The organism is Teichococcus wenyumeiae, assembly GCF_003696345.1.
Lineage (GTDB): Bacteria > Pseudomonadota > Alphaproteobacteria > Acetobacterales > Acetobacteraceae > Pseudoroseomonas > Pseudoroseomonas wenyumeiae.
The window spans coordinates 27,811-44,466 of the sequence record NZ_RFLX01000023.1; the positions used below are offsets into that span (position 1 = coordinate 27,811).

The 16,656-nt window shown below is 68.0% G+C and carries 16 protein-coding genes; 7 read left to right on the forward strand and 9 right to left on the reverse strand.

Translation table 11 applies throughout. The features are described 5' to 3' along the window. Nucleotides 1-33 precede the first annotated feature (33 nt). The 7 genes from EBE87_RS21465 (at nt 34) to EBE87_RS21495 (ending at nt 7,874) form a co-directional block, all read left to right on the forward strand. Complete coding sequence (locus EBE87_RS21465; protein ID WP_120638246.1) at nt 34-2,256, forward strand: sensor histidine kinase NtrY-like; 2,223 nt, start codon at nt 34-36, stop codon at nt 2,254-2,256. Beyond that, the gene (gene ntrX / locus EBE87_RS21470; protein ID WP_120638234.1) at nt 2,246-3,646 is read left to right on the forward strand and encodes a nitrogen assimilation response regulator NtrX; all 1,401 of its coding nucleotides are present in this window, start codon (nt 2,246-2,248) and stop codon (nt 3,644-3,646) included. The genes EBE87_RS21465 and ntrX overlap by 11 nt, the downstream gene beginning before the upstream one ends. Nucleotides 3,647-3,715: 69 nt before the next feature. Then, the gene (locus tag EBE87_RS21475; protein WP_120638235.1) at nt 3,716-4,588 is read left to right on the forward strand and encodes a D-amino-acid transaminase; all 873 of its coding nucleotides are present in this window, start codon (nt 3,716-3,718) and stop codon (nt 4,586-4,588) included. Then, nucleotides 4,585-5,250 carry an HAD family hydrolase gene (locus tag EBE87_RS21480; protein ID WP_120638236.1) on the forward strand — a complete coding sequence of 222 codons (666 nt, stop codon included), beginning with the start codon at nt 4,585-4,587 and terminating at the stop codon, nt 5,248-5,250. Before EBE87_RS21475 ends, EBE87_RS21480 begins: the two co-directional genes overlap by 4 nt. Before the next feature lie 121 nt (nt 5,251-5,371). Beyond that, on the forward strand, nt 5,372-5,710 hold the full coding sequence (hfq, locus tag EBE87_RS21485) for an RNA chaperone Hfq (RefSeq protein ID WP_120638237.1): 339 nt from the start codon (nt 5,372-5,374) through the stop codon (nt 5,708-5,710). A gap of 22 nt (nt 5,711-5,732) precedes the next feature. Continuing rightward, nucleotides 5,733-7,037, forward strand: coding sequence for a GTPase HflX (hflX, locus tag EBE87_RS21490; protein WP_233553189.1), 1,305 nt, complete (start codon nt 5,733-5,735; stop codon nt 7,035-7,037). Between the two features lie 9 nt (nt 7,038-7,046). Beyond that, nucleotides 7,047-7,874, forward strand: a complete 828-nt coding sequence (locus EBE87_RS21495) for an inositol monophosphatase family protein (protein WP_120638238.1) — start codon at nt 7,047-7,049, stop codon at nt 7,872-7,874. A 14-nt stretch (nt 7,875-7,888) separates the two neighbouring features. Here EBE87_RS21495 and mazG read toward each other — a convergent pair whose 3' ends face one another. The 9 genes from mazG to EBE87_RS21540 are packed head-to-tail and all read right to left on the reverse strand — an operon-like array spanning nt 7,889 to nt 16,589. Then, a complete protein-coding gene (gene mazG, locus EBE87_RS21500) occupies nt 7,889-8,680 on the reverse strand; it encodes a nucleoside triphosphate pyrophosphohydrolase (RefSeq protein WP_120638239.1) in 792 nt (263 codons plus the stop codon). Nucleotides 8,681-8,719: 39 nt separating this feature from the next. Next, nucleotides 8,720-9,511: an MBL fold metallo-hydrolase gene (locus EBE87_RS21505; RefSeq protein WP_120638240.1), complete on the reverse strand. Its 792-nt coding sequence runs from the start codon at nt 9,509-9,511 to the stop codon at nt 8,720-8,722. 10 nt (nt 9,512-9,521) lie between these two features. Beyond that, nucleotides 9,522-10,295 carry a TatD family hydrolase gene (locus tag EBE87_RS21510; RefSeq protein WP_120638241.1) on the reverse strand — a complete coding sequence of 258 codons (774 nt, stop codon included), beginning with the start codon at nt 10,293-10,295 and terminating at the stop codon, nt 9,522-9,524. After that, complete coding sequence (gene metG / locus EBE87_RS21515; protein ID WP_120638242.1) at nt 10,295-11,833, reverse strand: methionine--tRNA ligase; 1,539 nt, start codon at nt 11,831-11,833, stop codon at nt 10,295-10,297. The genes EBE87_RS21510 and metG overlap by 1 nt, the downstream gene beginning before the upstream one ends. A gap of 14 nt (nt 11,834-11,847) precedes the next feature. After that, on the reverse strand, nt 11,848-12,855 hold the full coding sequence (locus EBE87_RS21520) for a DNA polymerase III subunit delta' (RefSeq protein WP_120638243.1): 1,008 nt from the start codon (nt 12,853-12,855) through the stop codon (nt 11,848-11,850). Next, complete coding sequence (gene tmk, locus EBE87_RS21525) at nt 12,852-13,487, reverse strand: dTMP kinase (protein ID WP_120638244.1); 636 nt, start codon at nt 13,485-13,487, stop codon at nt 12,852-12,854. Before tmk ends, EBE87_RS21520 begins: the two co-directional genes overlap by 4 nt. A 1-nt stretch (nt 13,488) precedes the next feature. Further along, complete coding sequence (locus EBE87_RS21530; RefSeq protein WP_122140115.1) at nt 13,489-14,697, reverse strand: D-alanyl-D-alanine carboxypeptidase family protein; 1,209 nt, start codon at nt 14,695-14,697, stop codon at nt 13,489-13,491. A 21-nt stretch (nt 14,698-14,718) separates the two neighbouring features. Continuing rightward, on the reverse strand, nt 14,719-15,618 hold the full coding sequence (locus EBE87_RS30365) for a septal ring lytic transglycosylase RlpA family protein (protein ID WP_120639290.1): 900 nt from the start codon (nt 15,616-15,618) through the stop codon (nt 14,719-14,721). Then, entirely contained in the window at nt 15,615-16,589 is a 975-nt protein-coding gene (locus tag EBE87_RS21540) for a lytic murein transglycosylase (RefSeq protein ID WP_120639291.1), read from the reverse strand. The genes EBE87_RS30365 and EBE87_RS21540 overlap by 4 nt, the downstream gene beginning before the upstream one ends. Between the last annotated feature and the right edge of the window lie 67 nt (nt 16,590-16,656).

Here is a 16,656-nt window from a genome sequence, read left to right on the forward strand (position 1 = left end):
AAGCCGCCGCGTCTCGGCCGCCGCCTGGCGGACATGATGCTGGGCCGCGTGGTGACGCTGGTCCTGGCCATCGGGGCGCTGCTGCTCGGCATCGGCACTTTCACCCTCCTCTCGGGCGGCAGCCCTTTCGGGCCGACCAAGCCAGGGCAGGTCGTGGCCATGGTGCTGGTCAACGTCCTGTTCCTGCTGCTGCTGCTGGGCTCGGTCATTGGCCGGCTGGTGCGGGTCTGGGCGGAGCGGCGGCGAGGCTCGGCCGGGTCGCGACTGCATGTGCGGCTGGTGCTGCTGTTCAGCGTGACGGCGGTGCTGCCGGCGCTGCTGGTGGCGGTTTTCGCGGCCGTGTTCTTCAATCTGGGCATCCAGGCCTGGTTCAGCGATCGCGTGCGCTCCACGTTGGAAGCCAGCCTCGTCGCTTCCCGCGCCTATCTGGACGAGCACCGCAACACCATCCGCGCCGATGCCCTGGCCATGGCCGCGGACCTGAACCGCAACCGCAGCCTGCTGGAAACCAACCAGTATGCCTTCGCCCGCATCCTGGCGACGCATACGGCGCTGCGCGGGCTGACGGATTCCGTGGTCTTCGAGCCGACCCTCAACCAGGTCGTGGCTCATGCCGGCCTGACCACCACCATGGTCCTGAACCCGCTGCCGGCCTGGGCCATGGATCAGGCCCGCAACGGCGACGTGGCCGTGCTGCCTGGCGAATCCGAGGAAGGCCGGGTGCGTGCGCTGGTGGAGTTGGACATCCAGCCAGGGCTGATGCTGCTGATCGGCCGCCCGGTGGACCCTGGCGTCATCGAGCATATGCAGCGCACCGAGATGGCCTTTCAGCAATACGACCAGCTGGACCGCAACCGCTCGGGCCTGCAGATCACCTTCGCCATGATCTTCGCCATCGCGGCCCTGCTGGTGCTGCTGGCGGCGGTTTCCATCGGCCTCGTGATCGCCAACCAGATCGCGCGGCCTTTGTCGCGCCTGATCGTGGCGGCGGACCGGGTGCGTGGCGGCGACCTGACTGTGCGGGTGACGGAAGGCGAGGCGGATGACGAGGTCGGCAGCCTCTCCCGCGCCTTCAACCGCATGACGAACCAGTTGGCCGCGCAGCGCAGCGAGCTGATGGAAGCCTATCGCCAGATCGATGAGCGGCGGCGCTTCACGGAGACGGTGCTCTCCGGCGTCTCGGCCGGCGTGGTGGGGCTGGATGCCGAGGCCCGCATCAACCTGCCCAACCGCCGCGCCAGCGAGCTGCTGGGCCGTGACCTTGATGCCGACCTGGGGGTGAAGCTGGCGGAGGTGGAGCCGGAATTCGTCTCGCTGCTGGAAGCCGCGATGGCGGCGCCGGAGCGCAGCCGGGTGGCCGAAATCCGCATCGGCCCGCCTTCCGCCCGCCGCACCCTGCTGGCGCAGATCGGCGCCGAGATGCAGCGCGGGCAGGTGGCGGGTTATGTTCTGACTTTCGACGACATCACGGAACTGCTCTCCGCCCAGCGGAAGGCGGCATGGTCCGATGTGGCGCGGCGCATCGCGCATGAAATCAAGAATCCACTGACTCCGATCCAGCTCTCCGCCGAGCGGCTGAAGCGCCGCTACCTGAAGGAGATCCAGTCCGACCCCGAGACCTTCAAGGCCTGCACCGACACCATCGTGCGCCAGGTGGAGGATATCGGCCGCATGGTGGATGAGTTCTCTGCCTTTGCCCGCATGCCTCAGCCGGTGATGCGGCCGGAGGACCCGGCCCAGGTGGCGCGCGAGGCTTTGGTGCTGCAGCAGAATGCCCATCACGACATTGTTTTCTCGACGGATATTCCGCCGGGGCTGCCACGCATCCAGTGCGACCGGCGGCTGCTGGGGCAGGCGCTGACCAACTTGCTGGCCAATGCCGCAGATGCGGTTCACGGCCGCCAGCAGGCACAGGAAGCGGCTGGAGAAACCGTGGAACCTGGCCATATCCGTATCCTGGTGGAGCGGGGGCAGGACTCGTTGAGCATCGCAGTGGAGGATGATGGCACGGGGCTGCCGCAGGGCGAGGAACGGGAGCGGATCACCGAGCCCTATGTCACGCATAAGCCGAAAGGGACCGGCCTTGGTCTTGCCATCGTCAAGAAGATCATGGAGGACCATGGCGGCAGGCTTGTCCTGACGGACCGCGACGGGGGAATGAGGGGGACGCGCGCGACCCTGTCCTTCCCGCTGGGTGAGACGCAGGCCGAGGCGGCTGAAGGTAAGATGACGGAGGTGCAGCAACATGGCGCATGAGATCCTGATCGTCGACGACGAGCCGGATATCCGCGCCCTGATCGAGGGCATCCTGTCGGACGAGGGCTACGAAACCCGCGTGGCGCAGAATTCCGACACGGCCCTGGCTGCCTTCCGTGCCCGCCGGCCGAGCCTGGTGATTCTGGACATCTGGCTGCAGAACTCCCGCCTCGACGGCCTGGGCATCCTGGAAGCGATGCAGCGGGAGGAACCTCAGGTTCCGATCGTGATGATCTCCGGCCACGGCACCATCGAGACGGCGGTGCAGGCCATCCAGCACGGCGCCTACGACTTCATCGAGAAGCCCTTCAAGTCCGACCGGCTGATCCTGATCGCCGAGCGGGCACTGGAAGCGGCGCGGCTGAAGCGCGAGGTCAGCGAGCTTCGCCTGCGCGCCGGGGCGGAGACGGAGCTTCTGGGCGCGTCTTCCAGCGTCAGCCAGCTGCGCAATGCCATCGAGCGCGTGGCGCCGACCGGCAGCCGCGTGCTGATCTCTGGCCCGGCCGGTGCTGGCAAGGAAGTGGCGGCGCGGATGATCCATGCCCGCTCCCGTCGCGCCGGGGAGCCCTTCGTGGCGCTGAACTGCGCCACGCTGAACCCGGCCCGCTTCGAAGAGGAACTGTTTGGCGTCGAGGCCGGCACCGATGGCGCCGGCGGCGGCCGCCGGGCCGGCGTGCTGGAACGTGCCCATGGCGGCACCTTGCTGCTGGACGAGGTGGCAGATATGCCGCTGGAGACCCAGGGCAAGATCGTCCGCGCCTTGCAGGAACAGGGTTTTGAACGCGTCGGCGGCGCCACGCGGGTCAAGGTGGATGTGCGCGTCATCGCCACCACCAACCGCGACCTGATGGCCGAGATCGCCGCCGGCCGGTTCCGTGAGGACCTGTTCTACCGCCTCGCCGTGGTGCCGCTGCGCGTTCCCGCGCTGCGGGAGCGGCGGGAGGATGTGCCGGTGCTGGCCCGGCACTTCATGTCACGCTCGGCCGAGACCTCGGGCGTGCCCGCCCGGGAACTGTCCGAGGACGTGCTGGCAGCCATGCAGGCCTATGACTGGCCCGGCAACGTGCGGCAGCTCCGCAACCTCGTGGACTGGCTGCTGATCATGGCGCCCGGCGGCCCTGGCGAGCCGATTCGGCCGGAGATGCTGCCGCCGGAGGTGGGTTCCGCCGCTCCCGCGGCGCTGAAGCTCGACCGCTCCAGCGAAATCATGACCCTGCCGCTGCGCGACGCGCGGGAATTATTCGAGAAGCAGTATCTGGAAGCCCAGTTGCTGCGCTTTGGCGGCAATATCAGCCGCACCGCCAATTTCGTTGGCATGGAACGCAGCGCGCTGCACCGCAAGCTGAAGTTCCTGGGCGTGCAGGCGGAGGATCGTAGCGCAGCGGTCTGAGGCCCCATTGCCTCGGCGCCGCCCGCGCGCGAAGGTGCAGTACCGAACACCAGGATAGAAGACACGCGTATGTCCCGCATTGCCTATGTCAACGGCCGCTACGTCCCTCAGCGGGAGGCCAGCGTGAATGTCGAGGACCGCGGCTATCAGTTCGGCGACGGCATTTACGAAGTGGTGCATCTTTATGATGGCCGCTTCATCGACGAAGACCGTCATCTGGACCGGCTGGAGCGCTCGCTGAAGGCCATCCGCCTGCCGATGCCGCTGACGCGCGCCGCATTGTCCCATGTGCTGAAGGAAGTGGCGCGGCGGAACCGCGTGACCGAGGGCCTGCTCTACATGCAGGTGACGCGCGGCGTGGCGCATCGTGACCACCCGTTCCCGGCCCAGCCTGTGCCGCCGGCGCTGGTGGTGACGGTGAAGCGCATCAAGCCTTACCCCACCAGCATCGCCAACTGGGGCGGCAATGCCATCACGCTGCCGGACCTGCGCTGGAAGCACCGCGACATCAAGAGCATCAACCTGCTGCCGAACATCCTGGCCCGCCAGGCCGCGAAGGAGCAGGGGGCCGTCGAGGCTATCCTCTACGAGGAAGACACCCAGGTCGTGACCGAGGGGGCCGCGACCAGCTTCTGGATCGTGGACGAGCAGGGCGCCATCCGGACCCGCGGATTGTCCCATGCCATCCTGCCGGGCTGCACCCGCGGCGCTCTGATGGCCGAGCTGCAGCAGGAAGGCATCGCCTTCGACGAGCGCGCCTTCACCCTGGATGAGCTGAAGCGGGCGAGGGAGGCTTTCATCACCTCCGCCACCTCCTTCGTGAAGCCGATGCTGAAGATCGACGGCGCTCCGGTGGGCGACGGCACGCCGGGGCCGGTGACCACCAAGCTCTTCGAGATCTTCGCCCGGCATGTGAAGGGCGGGGCCAAGAACGCGGCATGAGCCTGCCGCCGCCCCGCGCGCTGCTCTGGGACTGGGACAATACGCTGGTCGATGCCTGGGCCGGCGTCCAGGCCGGGATGAACGCGGCCCTGCGGGCCTTCGGCATGCCGGAATGGACGGTGGAGGAAGTCCGGGCCCGCGCCCGCCTTTCGCTGCGGGAATCCTTTCCGGCACTGTTCGGCGCGGAGTGGGAGAAGGCGCGCGACCTCTTCTACACCGAGGTCCGCGCACGCCACCTTGAGTTCATCACGCCCCTGGCCGGGGTCGCCGAGGCCATGGCGGCTGGCGCGTCCTGGCCCCAGGGCGTGGTGTCCAACAAGCAGGGGCCGATCCTGCGGCGGGAAGCGGAACACCTGGGTTGGTCGCCGCGCTTCGGCGTGCTGCTCGGCGCCGGGGATGCCGTGGCGGACAAGCCTTCGCCGGCGCCGGTGCTGCTGGCGCTGGAAAAGCTGGGGGTCGCGCCGGGGCCGGAGGTCTGGTTCATCGGCGATACGGGGGTGGATATGCAGGCGGCGCGGGCGGCGGGGTGTTCCGCGGTTCTGCTTGGCGATGCGGCCCATGATGGAGGGGTGGACCTTCTGGCGCCGGACGCCCACTTCCGTGATGGTCACGAACTGGCCAAATGCCTCCTTGGGCTTGCCAAGGCACCCCAGTTCGCATGATCTTGCGCCCGAACCGGTACACACCCTGTGCACCGGGGCGATGCCGCGCATCTTGCCTCGGGTCACCCCCGCCCGGCCGGGACATGTAAGCGGCCCGCCAAGAAAAAGAAGGACCGAGCCAATGGCCGCCGAGAAGTCCCAGAACGTGCAGGACGTGTTCCTGAACCACGTTCGCAAAAGCAAAACTCCCGTGACCATCTTCCTGGTCAATGGCGTCAAGCTCCAGGGCATTATCACCTGGTTCGACAACTTTTCCGTCCTGCTGCGTCGGGACGGGCACACCCAGCTGGTCTACAAGCACGCCATCAGCACCGTCATGCCGGGCGCGCCGATCATGCTGTTCGATGCCGCCGCCGCCGGCGCTGGCGCCAGCCCTGCCCAGGGCGGCACCGCGACCGTGACGCGCGAAGGCACCATGACATTGCAACGCGAGGTCAACCCTGTCGGCTCCTCCGACTGAGAATGCCACGGGCGGCAAGCCGATGCTTGCCGCCGTGCTCCTGCCACATGAACGCCCCGCGCGCCTTCCTGGCGCGGAGGCCGGTGTTCTTGCATTTCCGGACCAGCGCAGCGTCAGCCGCGCCGCTGAAGCACGGCTCGCGGAAGCCGTGGGGCTCGCCGCGTCCATCGGCCTGACCATCGTGCACAGCGCGGCCTTCCCGCTGCGCACGCGCCGCCCTTCGACCCTGCTGGGAGAAGGGCAGGTCGAAGCGGCCAAGCTCGCGATCGAGGAAAACAAGGTCGGCGTCGTTGTGGTCGACGCCGCGCTGACCCCGGTGCAGCAGCGTAACCTTGAGCGTGCCTGGGGCTGCAAGGTCATCGACCGCACCGGCCTGATCCTGGAAATCTTCGGTGAGCGCGCCCGCACGCGGGAAGGCTCGCTGCAGGTTGAGCTGGCGCATCTGGAATACCAGCGCACGCGCCTGGTACGGTCCTGGACCCACCTGGAGCGTCAGCGCGGCGGCTTCGGCTTCCTGGGTGGCCCCGGTGAATCGCAGATCGAGATCGACCGCCGGCTGATCGGCGAGCGGATCGTGAAGCTGAAGAAGGAGCTGGAGCAGGTCCGCCGGACCCGCGGCCTTCACCGGGCCGCGCGTACCCGCGTGCCTTTCCCGGTGGTGGCGCTGGTGGGCTATACCAATGCCGGAAAGTCGACGCTGTTCAATGCCCTGACCGGCGCCGGCGTTTACGCGCAGGACCAGCTCTTCGCGACTCTGGACCCGACCATGCGTGCCATCCGGCTGCCCAGCGGGCGGACGGTGATCCTCTCCGACACCGTCGGTTTCATCAGCGACCTGCCGACGCAGCTGATCGAGGCCTTCCGCGCCACGCTGGAGGAAGTCGCGGCCGCCGATATCATCCTGCATGTGCGGGACGTGGCGCACCCGGACACCTCTTCCCAGCGCAGCGACGTGCTGGGGGTGCTGCATGAGATGGCCTCCGGCGAGAACCCGACGCTGGACGAGCATTGGATGGGCCGCACCATCGAGGTGCTGAACAAGGCCGACCTGCTTGGCGGCATCGCCGATGTTCCTGGCACCGATGCCTCCGCCATTGCGGTCTCGGCGCTGACGGGGGAGGGGTTGGATATCCTCCGCGCGGCGCTGGATGCACGGCTGGCCGCCAACATGGTGACGCTGGACTACGCGTTGCCGCCGTCCGATGGCGCGCGGATCGCCTGGCTCTACCAGCATGGCGAGGTTCTGGCGCGGGAGGATGCCGACGACTGCATCCGCCTGACAGTTCGCCTGAGTCCCGCCGACCGTGCCCGCTTCGAGCAAGCCTGAAGGATTCCGATGCGCTTCGACCACCGGATGGCGACGGATGTCGCCACCCTCCTGCGCGATGCCACGCGCGCAGAGATCCTGCCACGCTTCCGCCGCCTGACCGCCGGCGCCATCCGCACCAAGTCGAGCCCCATCGACCTGGTGACGGATGCCGACGAGGCAGCGGAACGGCAGATCACCCGCGAGCTTCTGGCCCGCTTCCCCGGCTGCGTCGTTGTGGGCGAGGAAGCCCAGGCCGCCGACCCTTCGCTGCTGGAGAAGCTGGCTGACGCCGAGCTGGCCTTCGTGGTGGACCCGGTGGATGGTACCGCCAACTTCGCCGCCGGTGTGCCGCTCTTCGGCTGCATGGCGGCGGCCGTGGTGAAGGGTGAGGTGGTGGCGGCCTGGATTCACGACCCGCTGGGCGACGACACCGCCGTGGCACTGCGGGGCGAGGGCGCTTGGATCGAGCATCCGCAATACGGCCGGACCGATCTGCGTGTCGCTGCCCCGCTGCCGCTGGAGCAGATGACAGGCGCGGTTTCCTGGACCTGGATGACGGAACCGCTGCGCAGCCGGATCACGGCTCGGTTGTCGCGCCTTTCATCGGGGGTGCAGTTCCGCTGCGCGGCGCACGAATACCGGCTGGTCGCATCCGGCGGCGCGCATTTCACCATCTATAACAAGCTGATGCCCTGGGACCATCTGCCCGGGTGGCTGCTACACCGGGAAGCAGGTGGCTACAGCGCCCGCTTCGACGGCAGCGAGTATCTGCCAACTCATACGGGCGGTGGCCTGCTGGCGGCGCCGGATCGCGCCAGCTGGGAAAGCATCAAGGCCGCCCTGCTGGACGACTGAAAGAAAAGGCGCGGTTAGCTTTCGCGCCTTTTCACATCCTGCCAAGCCGCTTCCATGGCTTCCAGACCAGCGTCGGCCGGAGACTGGCCACGTTCGGCCAGCAATGCCTCCACGGCGTTGAACCGCCGCTCGAACTTGGCATTGGCGGCATGCAGGCAGGTTTCCGGGTCAAGGTCCAGCTTGCGGGCCAGATTGACCATGACGAAGAGCATGTCGCCCAACTCATCCTGTAGCCGGGCCTTGGAGGCTGCGGGGATTTCAGCCCGCAGCTCGGCGGTTTCCTCGTCCAGCTTGGCCAGGACCGCCTCGGCGTCCGGCCAGTCGAAGCCGACACCGGCGGCGCGGCGGGCGATCTTGTTGGCACGGGTCAAGGCGGGCAGGGCGGGTGGAATGCCGGCCAGGGTACCGGTTTCACGCCGTGCCTGCCGCTCGGCTTGCTTCTGGATTTCCCAGGCAGCGGTCTGCGCTGCCGCATCGCGCGCGGCGGCTTCGCCGAAGACATGCGGATGCCGGCGGATCATCTTGTCCGAGATCGCCTCGGCCACGGCGGCGAAGTCAAAGGCGCCTTCCTCCTGCGCCATCTGAGCGTGATAGACCACCTGGAACAGCAGGTCGCCCAGCTCATCTTTCAGGGCCGGCATATCCCGCCGGGTGATGGCATCCGCGACTTCGTAGGCTTCCTCGATGGTGTAGGGTGCGATGGAGGCGAAATCCTGCACCCGGTCCCAGGGGCAGCCATCCGGCGCCCGCAGCCGCGCCATGATGCCAAGAAGGCGCAGAAGGGCGTCAGCGGGGAAAGCGGTCATGGCAGGTCCAATTGTCAGATAATATATATTATGTAAAATCTATGGAGCTGTCGTGAGCACGAGCCCGTCATGCGCCGCCTCTACGCTCGGCGGCAGATTGCGCTGCATCCAGGCCCAGTCCAGATCCGTGCCCATATGGGTCAGCACCGTGCGCCGTGGCTTCAGCCGCTCAACCCATTGCAGCACCAGTTCCAGATGCGCGTGCACCGGATGCGGCTTGCGCTGGAAGCAGCCGACGATCCAGGTATCCAACCCCTCCAGGGCCGCGAAGCTTTCCTCCGGCATGGCCACGACGTCCGTGGAATACGCGAAGTCGCCGATCCGCAGCCCTAGCGTCTCCATGACCTTGTGGTCCTGCCGGAACAGCCGGACCGGAAAGCCAGCGATCTCCCAGACCTGCCCCGGTGCTACCGTCAAGGGCGTCAGCGCCGGCCGAAAAAAGGCGGGCGGCGTCGGGTCGCGGAAGACGTATTCAAACCGGGTCTGCAACTCTGCCAAGGTGGCTGCGGTCCCATAGGCTGGAATTGCGGCGCCCAGGATACGGTTCAGTGGCCGGAATTCATCCAGGCCCATGATGTGGTCGGCATGGCCATGCGTGACCAGAAGCGCATCAACCCGGCGAACGCAGTTTGCCAGCAACTGCGCCCTCAGGTCCGGCCCGGCATCCACCAGCAACCGCCGCCCGTCCTCGGCTTCGATGAGCAATGACGAGCGGGAGCGCCTGTTGCGCTGTTCAGCCGGGTCGCACAGGCCCCAGTCGCCTCCGCCGTCTGCGCCCCCCAGCATGGGCACACCGGCGGAGCCGCCACAGCCAAGGATCGTCAGCTTCAAAAACAAGGCTTCATGCAGCCTTCTTGAACAAAGTGCGGAAGTTCCGGGTGGTCAGTTCCGCCAGCGCCTCAGGCGTCATCTCACGCACTTCGGACAATACCCGCGCCGTATGCGCCACATAGGACGGCTCGTTCGGCTTCCCGCGGAACGGCACCGGGGCAAGGTATGGGGAGTCCGTTTCCACCAACAGCCGGTCTGCCGGAACGTCGCGCGCGATGTCGCGCAGCTCGGTGGACTTCGGAAATGTCAGGATGCCGGAGAACGACACGTATCCGCCCATTTCAACCGCAATTTCAGCGAGTTGGCGGCCAGAGCTGAAGCAATGAAGCAGGAATGGAAAATCGCCGCCCGAGGCCCGTTCCTCGCGCAGGATGGCGGCGATGTCTTCATCCGCATCCCGGGCATGGATCACCAGCGGCAGCTGGGTCTGCTGGCAGGCGCGGATATGGCGGCGGAAGCCTTCCTGCTGCACCTCCCGCGGAGCCTTGTCGTAGAAGTAGTCCAGCCCGCTTTCGCCAATGCCGATGATGCGCGGATGGTCGGCGGCCGCGACGATCTCGGCCACTTCCGGCAGAGGCCCCTCACCCACATTCTGCGGATGCACGCCCACGGTGCCCCAGACCTGCGGAAAACGCTCTGCCAGCGCCTTCACCACCGGCGCCTGCGCCATCCGCACGCCGATGGACACCATCTCTCCCACGCCGGCTTCCGCCGCGCGGAACAGGATGTCGCCGATCTCGGCATCGGTGAAGTAATCCAGATGGCAGTGACTATCGACCAGCATCAGGCGGGCTCGTCCTGGATCTTCTGGAACAGCGGGCTTGGCGGCGGCAATGCCGTCCCATCGGGCAGCGGGGTCGCCAGCGCGGCGAGATCGCGTGCCTCGGCCGGCACGCCAAGCTGGTCCAGCATACGAGTCATGGTGTCCGGCATGAAGGGTTGCAGCACCGTGGCCAGCGCGCGCAGCGCCGTATGCAGGTGGCGCAGCACGGAGGCCATGCGCTCTAGGTCCGTCTTCTTCAACGACCAGGGCTTCTGCGCGTCGATCCAAGAATTGCCGAGGCGGGAGACAGATTGGATACGCTCAAGGGCCTCATGGAAGGCCTGACGGCTCAGGGCCTCCTCCACGCGCTCCGGCAGCGCGGAGACAGCATCGAGCAGCTCGGCATCGGCGGGGTCGGACGCTCCGGCGGCCGGCAGATGGCCATCGCAATTGCGCTGGATCAGCGAGAGCGTCCGCTGCGCCAGATTGCCAAGGTCGTTCGCCAACTCGCTGTTCAGGCGCTGGATCAGCGACTTGCGGCTGAAGTCGCCGTCATTGCCGAAGGGCACTTCGCGCAGCAGGAAGAAGCGCACCGGGTCCAGCCCGTATTGCTCCACCAGCGCCACAGGGTCGATCACGTTCCCCACCGACTTGGAGATCTTCTGGCCTTCGTTGGTCCACCAGCCATGGGCGAAGACGCGGCGCGGCACCGGCAGCCCGGCCGCCATCAGGAAGGCCGGCCAGTAGATGGCATGGAAGCGGACGATATCCTTGCCGACGAAATGTACGTCGGCCGGCCAGAACCGCCAGAGATCAGCATTTTCATCGGGATAGCCGAGAGCGGTGATGTAGTTTGTCAGCGCGTCGAGCCACACATACATCACATGCGCCTCGTCCCCCGGCACCTTCACACCCCACTTGAAGGAGGTGCGGGAGATGGAGAGGTCCGTCAGGCCGCTCTTGACGAAGCTGATCACCTCGTTCCGGCGGGTCTGGGGCATGATGAAGTCGGGATGCTCGTCATAGAAGGCGAGCAGCCGATCCTGCCAGGCGGCCAGGCGGAAGAAGTAGGAAGGCTCCCTCACCCACTCCACCGGCGCGCCGGTGGGGGCGAATTTCTGGCCATCCTTTTCCGTGATCTCGTCCGGGCCATAGAAGGCCTCGTCCCGCACGGCGTACCAGCCTTCGTAATGGCCGAGATAAATCTCGCCCCGCTCCTCCAGCCGCTTCCACAGCGCGGTGCAGGCACGCTTGTGCCGCTCCTCCGTGGTGCGGATGAAGTCGTCGTTGGAATAGTTCATCCGCGCCGCGAGGTCGCGGAAGGCCTGGCTGACTTGGTCCGTGAAGGCCTGCGGGTCCATGCCGCGCGCCTCGGCAGCCTTCTCCACCTTCTGCCCATGCTCGTCGGTGCCGGTCAGGAAATGGACCTGGTAGCCGGACATGCGCTTCCAGCGCGCCAGCACATCCGCCGCCAGGGAAGTATAGGCGTGGCCGATATGCGGCTTGTCGTTCACGTAATAGATGGGCGTCGTGAGATAGTAGCGCCGCTCGCTCGTCATGGTTCTTCAGGTCCTCAGCGCGAGGCCAGTCGGGACAGACCGTTCAGCACCGCCTGCTTGCGGTCCAGATTCAGGGTTTCGGTCTCGTCGGCCAGCCGGCCCAGGGTGTCCCACAGAGAGGCCCAGTCGGCAAGCGGTCGGGCCGCCAGATAAGGCGCGGCCGTGCCGCCGCGTGCCGCTTCCCGGACGGCGGTGGCCAGGGTAGAGCGCAGCAGGTCGAAGAACATCACCAGGGCGCTGCCGTCGCGCTTGGCCGCCAGGCGGTCGCTGAGCTGGTGCAGAGCACGCGGGTCCGGGTGGGGAAGGCTGCGCAGGAAGCCGTCCACCTCCGCCTGCAGGGCCAGCCCCTCACCTTCCGCCAGTTCCAGGGCCCGGCCAGGCGCACCATCGGAGATCCGTGCCAGGGAAGCCCGCTGCCCGGCATCCAGGTCCGGCAGCCAGTTGTTGAGCACCTGCTCCATCTGCGGCGCGGCCAGGGGAAACAGGTCCACGCGCCGGCAGCGGCTGCGGATGGTGGGCAGCAAACGGTCCGGCGCCGCCGTGGTCAGCAGCAGCAGCGCGCGGGGGGGCGGTTCTTCCAGCGTCTTCAGCAGCGCGTTCTGGGCCTCGGCGTTCATCGCCTCAGCCTGTTCGACCAGCACGATCCGCCAGCCGCCCTCGGCGGCCGTGAGGGAGAGAAAGCGCGGCACCTGCCGTACCTCGTCCACGCGGATCATCATCTTCACGCCGCGCTCGCCGGCATTGGGCGCCAGGCTGCGCAGGTCGGCATGGCCGGCAGCGGCGACGCGGCGGAAGGTGGGGTCGCTGGGCGGCAGGAACAGCGGCGGGCTGCCGGGCGGCCGCCCCGCCAGCAGCCAGCGGGCGAAGCGGAAGGCCAGGGTGGCCTTGCCGACGCCGCGCGGGCCGGTCAGCAGCCAAGCATGGTGCAACCTGTCCGAGGCAGCGGCATCGGCCAGTGCCTGCGCCGCATGGTCATGGCCAAAGAGGTCTGGGTTGGCGCGGGGTTCCGGCGGCGGGCTCATAGCGCCAGCCCAAGCCGGCTGTGCAGTGCCACGCTGGCGGCGGCGAAGACCGCCTCCGGCGGCTGGGCCGCATCCAGCAGGGTGCAGCGGTGCGGTTCCGCCACGGCGATGGCGCGGAAGCCCTCATGCACGCGGGCATGGAAAGCCGCGCCCAGCCGCTCGAAGCGGTCCGGCAGCCCGCGCGTCAGCGCCCGCGCCATGCCGGCCTCGGGCGGCAGGTCCAGCACCAGCGTGGCATCGGGCGCGAAGCCGTCCAGCGCCACATCCGCCAGCTTGCGCCAGACGGCGGCGTCCAGGCCATGGCCGTAGCATTGATACGCCAGCGTGGAATCGGCGAAACGGTCGCAGACCACCCAGATGCCTGCCTCCAGCGCCGGCCGGATGGTCTTGGCCAAATGCTCCCGGCGCGCGGCGAACATGAGCATGGCCTCCGCCACCGGGTCCCAGTTCACCGTACCGTGCAGCATCAGCGCGCGCAGCGCCTCGGCCCCCGGGGCACCGCCCGGCTCGCGCGTGCGCAGCACGGGCCTGCCGGCGGCGGCCAGGGCTTCGGTCAGCCGCCGCGCCAGAGTGGTCTTGCCAGCGCCCTCCCCGCCTTCCAGCGTGATGAAGCGCGCCTTGTCCGTGGTCACGTCAGCCTGAGACCCAGCGCCCGATCACCGCCGGAATGCGCGACAGCACGCCCAGCTTGGCGACATCGGCGCCAGCATAAAGCGGCAGCGTCATCGGCGGCACGCCCTGGCCCGAGACTTCCAACTGGCCGATCTCCTGGCCCTTGGCGATGGGCGCCGGCACCGGGCCGTCGTAGCGCAGCTTCACCGCCAGGTTGCGGCGCCACTGGCGCGGCAGGGTCATCACCATGTCGCGGCCGCCCACCAGCGGCACGCTCGGGCGGTCGCCAAGATAGACCGGCGCCTGCTCCACGGTGTCCGAGGCACGGAAAAGCACCACGTTCTCGAACTCGCGGAAGCCCCATTCCAGCATGCGCTCGGATTCCTCGGCACGCATGCGCATGGAGGTCATGCCGTTCAGCACCGCGATCAGCCGGCGCTCACCGCGCTTGGCGCTGCCCACGAGGCCATAGCCGCCGTCCTCGGTATGGCCGGTCTTCAGGCCGTCGGCGCCGGCGACGCGGCCCAGCAGTGGGTCGCGGTTCTCCTGCGTGATGCCATGCCACTGGAAGGAGCGGACGTTGAAGATGCCGTAATATTCAGGGAAGTCGTTGATGATGTGCTTACTCAGGGATGCGAGGTCCCGGCAGGTCATCAGGTGCTCCGGGTCCGGCCAGCCGGTCGCGTTGCGGAAGGTGCTGTCCTTCAGGCCCAGGCGCTTGCCGTATTCGTTCAGCAGCTCCGCGAACTGCGTCTCGCTGCCGCTGATGCCTTCGGCCAGCACGACGCAGGCATCGTTGCCGGACTGCACGATCACGCCATGCAGCAGGTCGTTGACGCTGATCTGGCTGCCCAGCTCCACGAACATCTTGGAGCCGCCCATCCGCCAGGCTTTCTCGCTGACGGTCAGGGTCTGGTCCATGCGCAGCCGGCCCTGCTTCAGCAGGTCGAAAACCACATAGACGGTCATCAGCTTGGACATGGACGAGGGATGCATCCGCTCGTCCGCGTTCTTCTCGGCCAGCACGGCGCCGGTATCGGCGTCGATCAGCAGTGCCTGCTTGGCCTGCGTATGCACCGGCCCCAGCGGCGTGCTGGCGGGCGTGCCCGGCGGCGGCGCATTGGCGCCGGCGCGGGCGGGCGCCCGGCGCTGCGCCATGGCCGGTTGGCCCAGCGCGCCGGCAGCCAGCAACGCGGCGGTACCGCCCAATAACTCGCGGCGATGCGGCATGGCTCCAAACTCCCCCTGAACTCAGTCCACCAGAATGCGTGCGTCCGATACGCCGGAGCGCCGCACCACCTCAAGCCCTGCATCGGCCTGTGCCACCGATCCATAGGGACCAAGACGCACACGATACTCCGCCGACCGCCCGCTGCCGATGGCCTCCACCCGCGCGCCGCCGATCCGCGCCGCCTGCCGCTGCGCGGCGGAACGGGTGGTGAAGGTGCTGGCCTGGACATAAAGCTGACCCGGCCGCGCATAGCCCCGGCTGACGGCTTCCGGCATCTGGTCAGGCACGGCTTGCGCCGCCGGCTCCACAGAAACCGCGGCCACCTGCACCGGGCTGCGGCCCTGGCGCACCCGCTCCGCCGCCTGGGTGCCGGGCGGCGGCGCCAGGCTCTCGGCCTGCACAGCCTCCCGTGGCGCGGTTTCGATGGCGATGCGCGGCGCCTCGGGCTGCGGCAGGCCTGCGCTGAGCGCGCGGGAAAGGTCAGGGTCTACCGCAATGGCCACCTGCGTGCCGCTGGCCGAGACACCCAGCAGTTCCGCCGCGCGGCGGGAGAGCGCCACCACCCGCCCGGGCTGGGCTGGCCCACGGTCATTGACGCGGACGCGCAGCGACAGGCCGTTCTCCAGATTGGTCACCACCAGAATGGCCGGCAATTGCAGCGTCCGATGCGCGGCGGTCAGCAGCGCCGGGTCGTAGATCTCGCCATCGGCCGTCGCGCGCCCGGGGCGCGGGTCGGGAATGACACTGGCCAGCCCGGTCTCGCGCAGCGCGAAATCCTCGCGCGGATAGGACCAGACGCCTCCCATCTCATAGGGCTGCCCAACGGTGTAGCGGGGCTGCGGCTTTGGGGCCGGGGGTGGCGGCGTGCAGGCCACCAGCAGGGGCAGCAGCAAGGCCACCGGGCGGAACAGGGCCTTCATGCCACGCGGTCCGACAGTAGGCCGATCAAGAGGGCATAATAGTCAGAGGGATTGTAGCGTCGGATGACATTGAAATTCCCATACACCGCGAAGGCCTGGCCTCCTGCCCCGCCGGGTAACAGGATGGCGGTATCCATGTCCAGCAATGGCAGGGCTGCGCCGTCAGCGGCCATCACGCCCATGCCAGCCCAGTCCCGCAACGGCCGCCGGTTGTCGCGGCCGGCCATGGCGGGGTCGAAGCCGGCGGGCAGCACCACCTCCCTGCCCCAGCTTGCGTCATCCTGCCAGCCGTTTGCGGCCAGATAATTGGCGATCGAGGCCAGCGCATCGGCTCGGGTGTCCCAGATGTCGCGGCGGCCGTCGCCATCGAAGTCCACCGCCAGCCGCTCAAAGCTCGTCGGCATGAACTGCGGATGACCCATGGCGCCGGCATGGCTGCCGCGCATCCGCTCTGGCGCGACGTCTCCCTGTTCCAGGATACGCAGCGCCGCCAGCAGCTCCTTGCGGAAGAAGGCGGCGCGGCGGCCTTCCCAGGCCAGGGTCGCCAAGGCCTCGATCACATTGAAATTGCCGGTGAAGCCGCCGTAGTTCGTTTCCAGCCCCCAGATGGCCACGATCACGCGCGGGTCCACCCGGTATCGAGCCGCTATCGAATCCAGCAGCGCGCGATGCTCGGCAAAGGCTTGGCGGCCACGGTCCACCCGCTGCTGCGAAAGGCGGCCGTCGCGATACTGGTCCCAGGTCAAGGTGAACTCGGGCTGCCTGCGGTCCAGCTGCAGCACCTTGTCATTGGGGCGGACCGGGTCCAGCGCGCGCCGCAGGGTGGCCGGGGAGACGCCGCCCTGCTGCGCCTCCGCCGCCACGCCGGCCAGGAAATCCTCGAAGGAAGGCGATGCCGCATGTGCCGCCCCACCGCTGGCCAGCAGGGTGGCGGCACCGAATCGGGTGGTCAGGCTACGGCGCTTCAGCATGGCGGCAGGAATGCCACGCGATCCGCCGGCCGGACAACCTCGGCCTTCCACACAAGGCCTCGCGGCC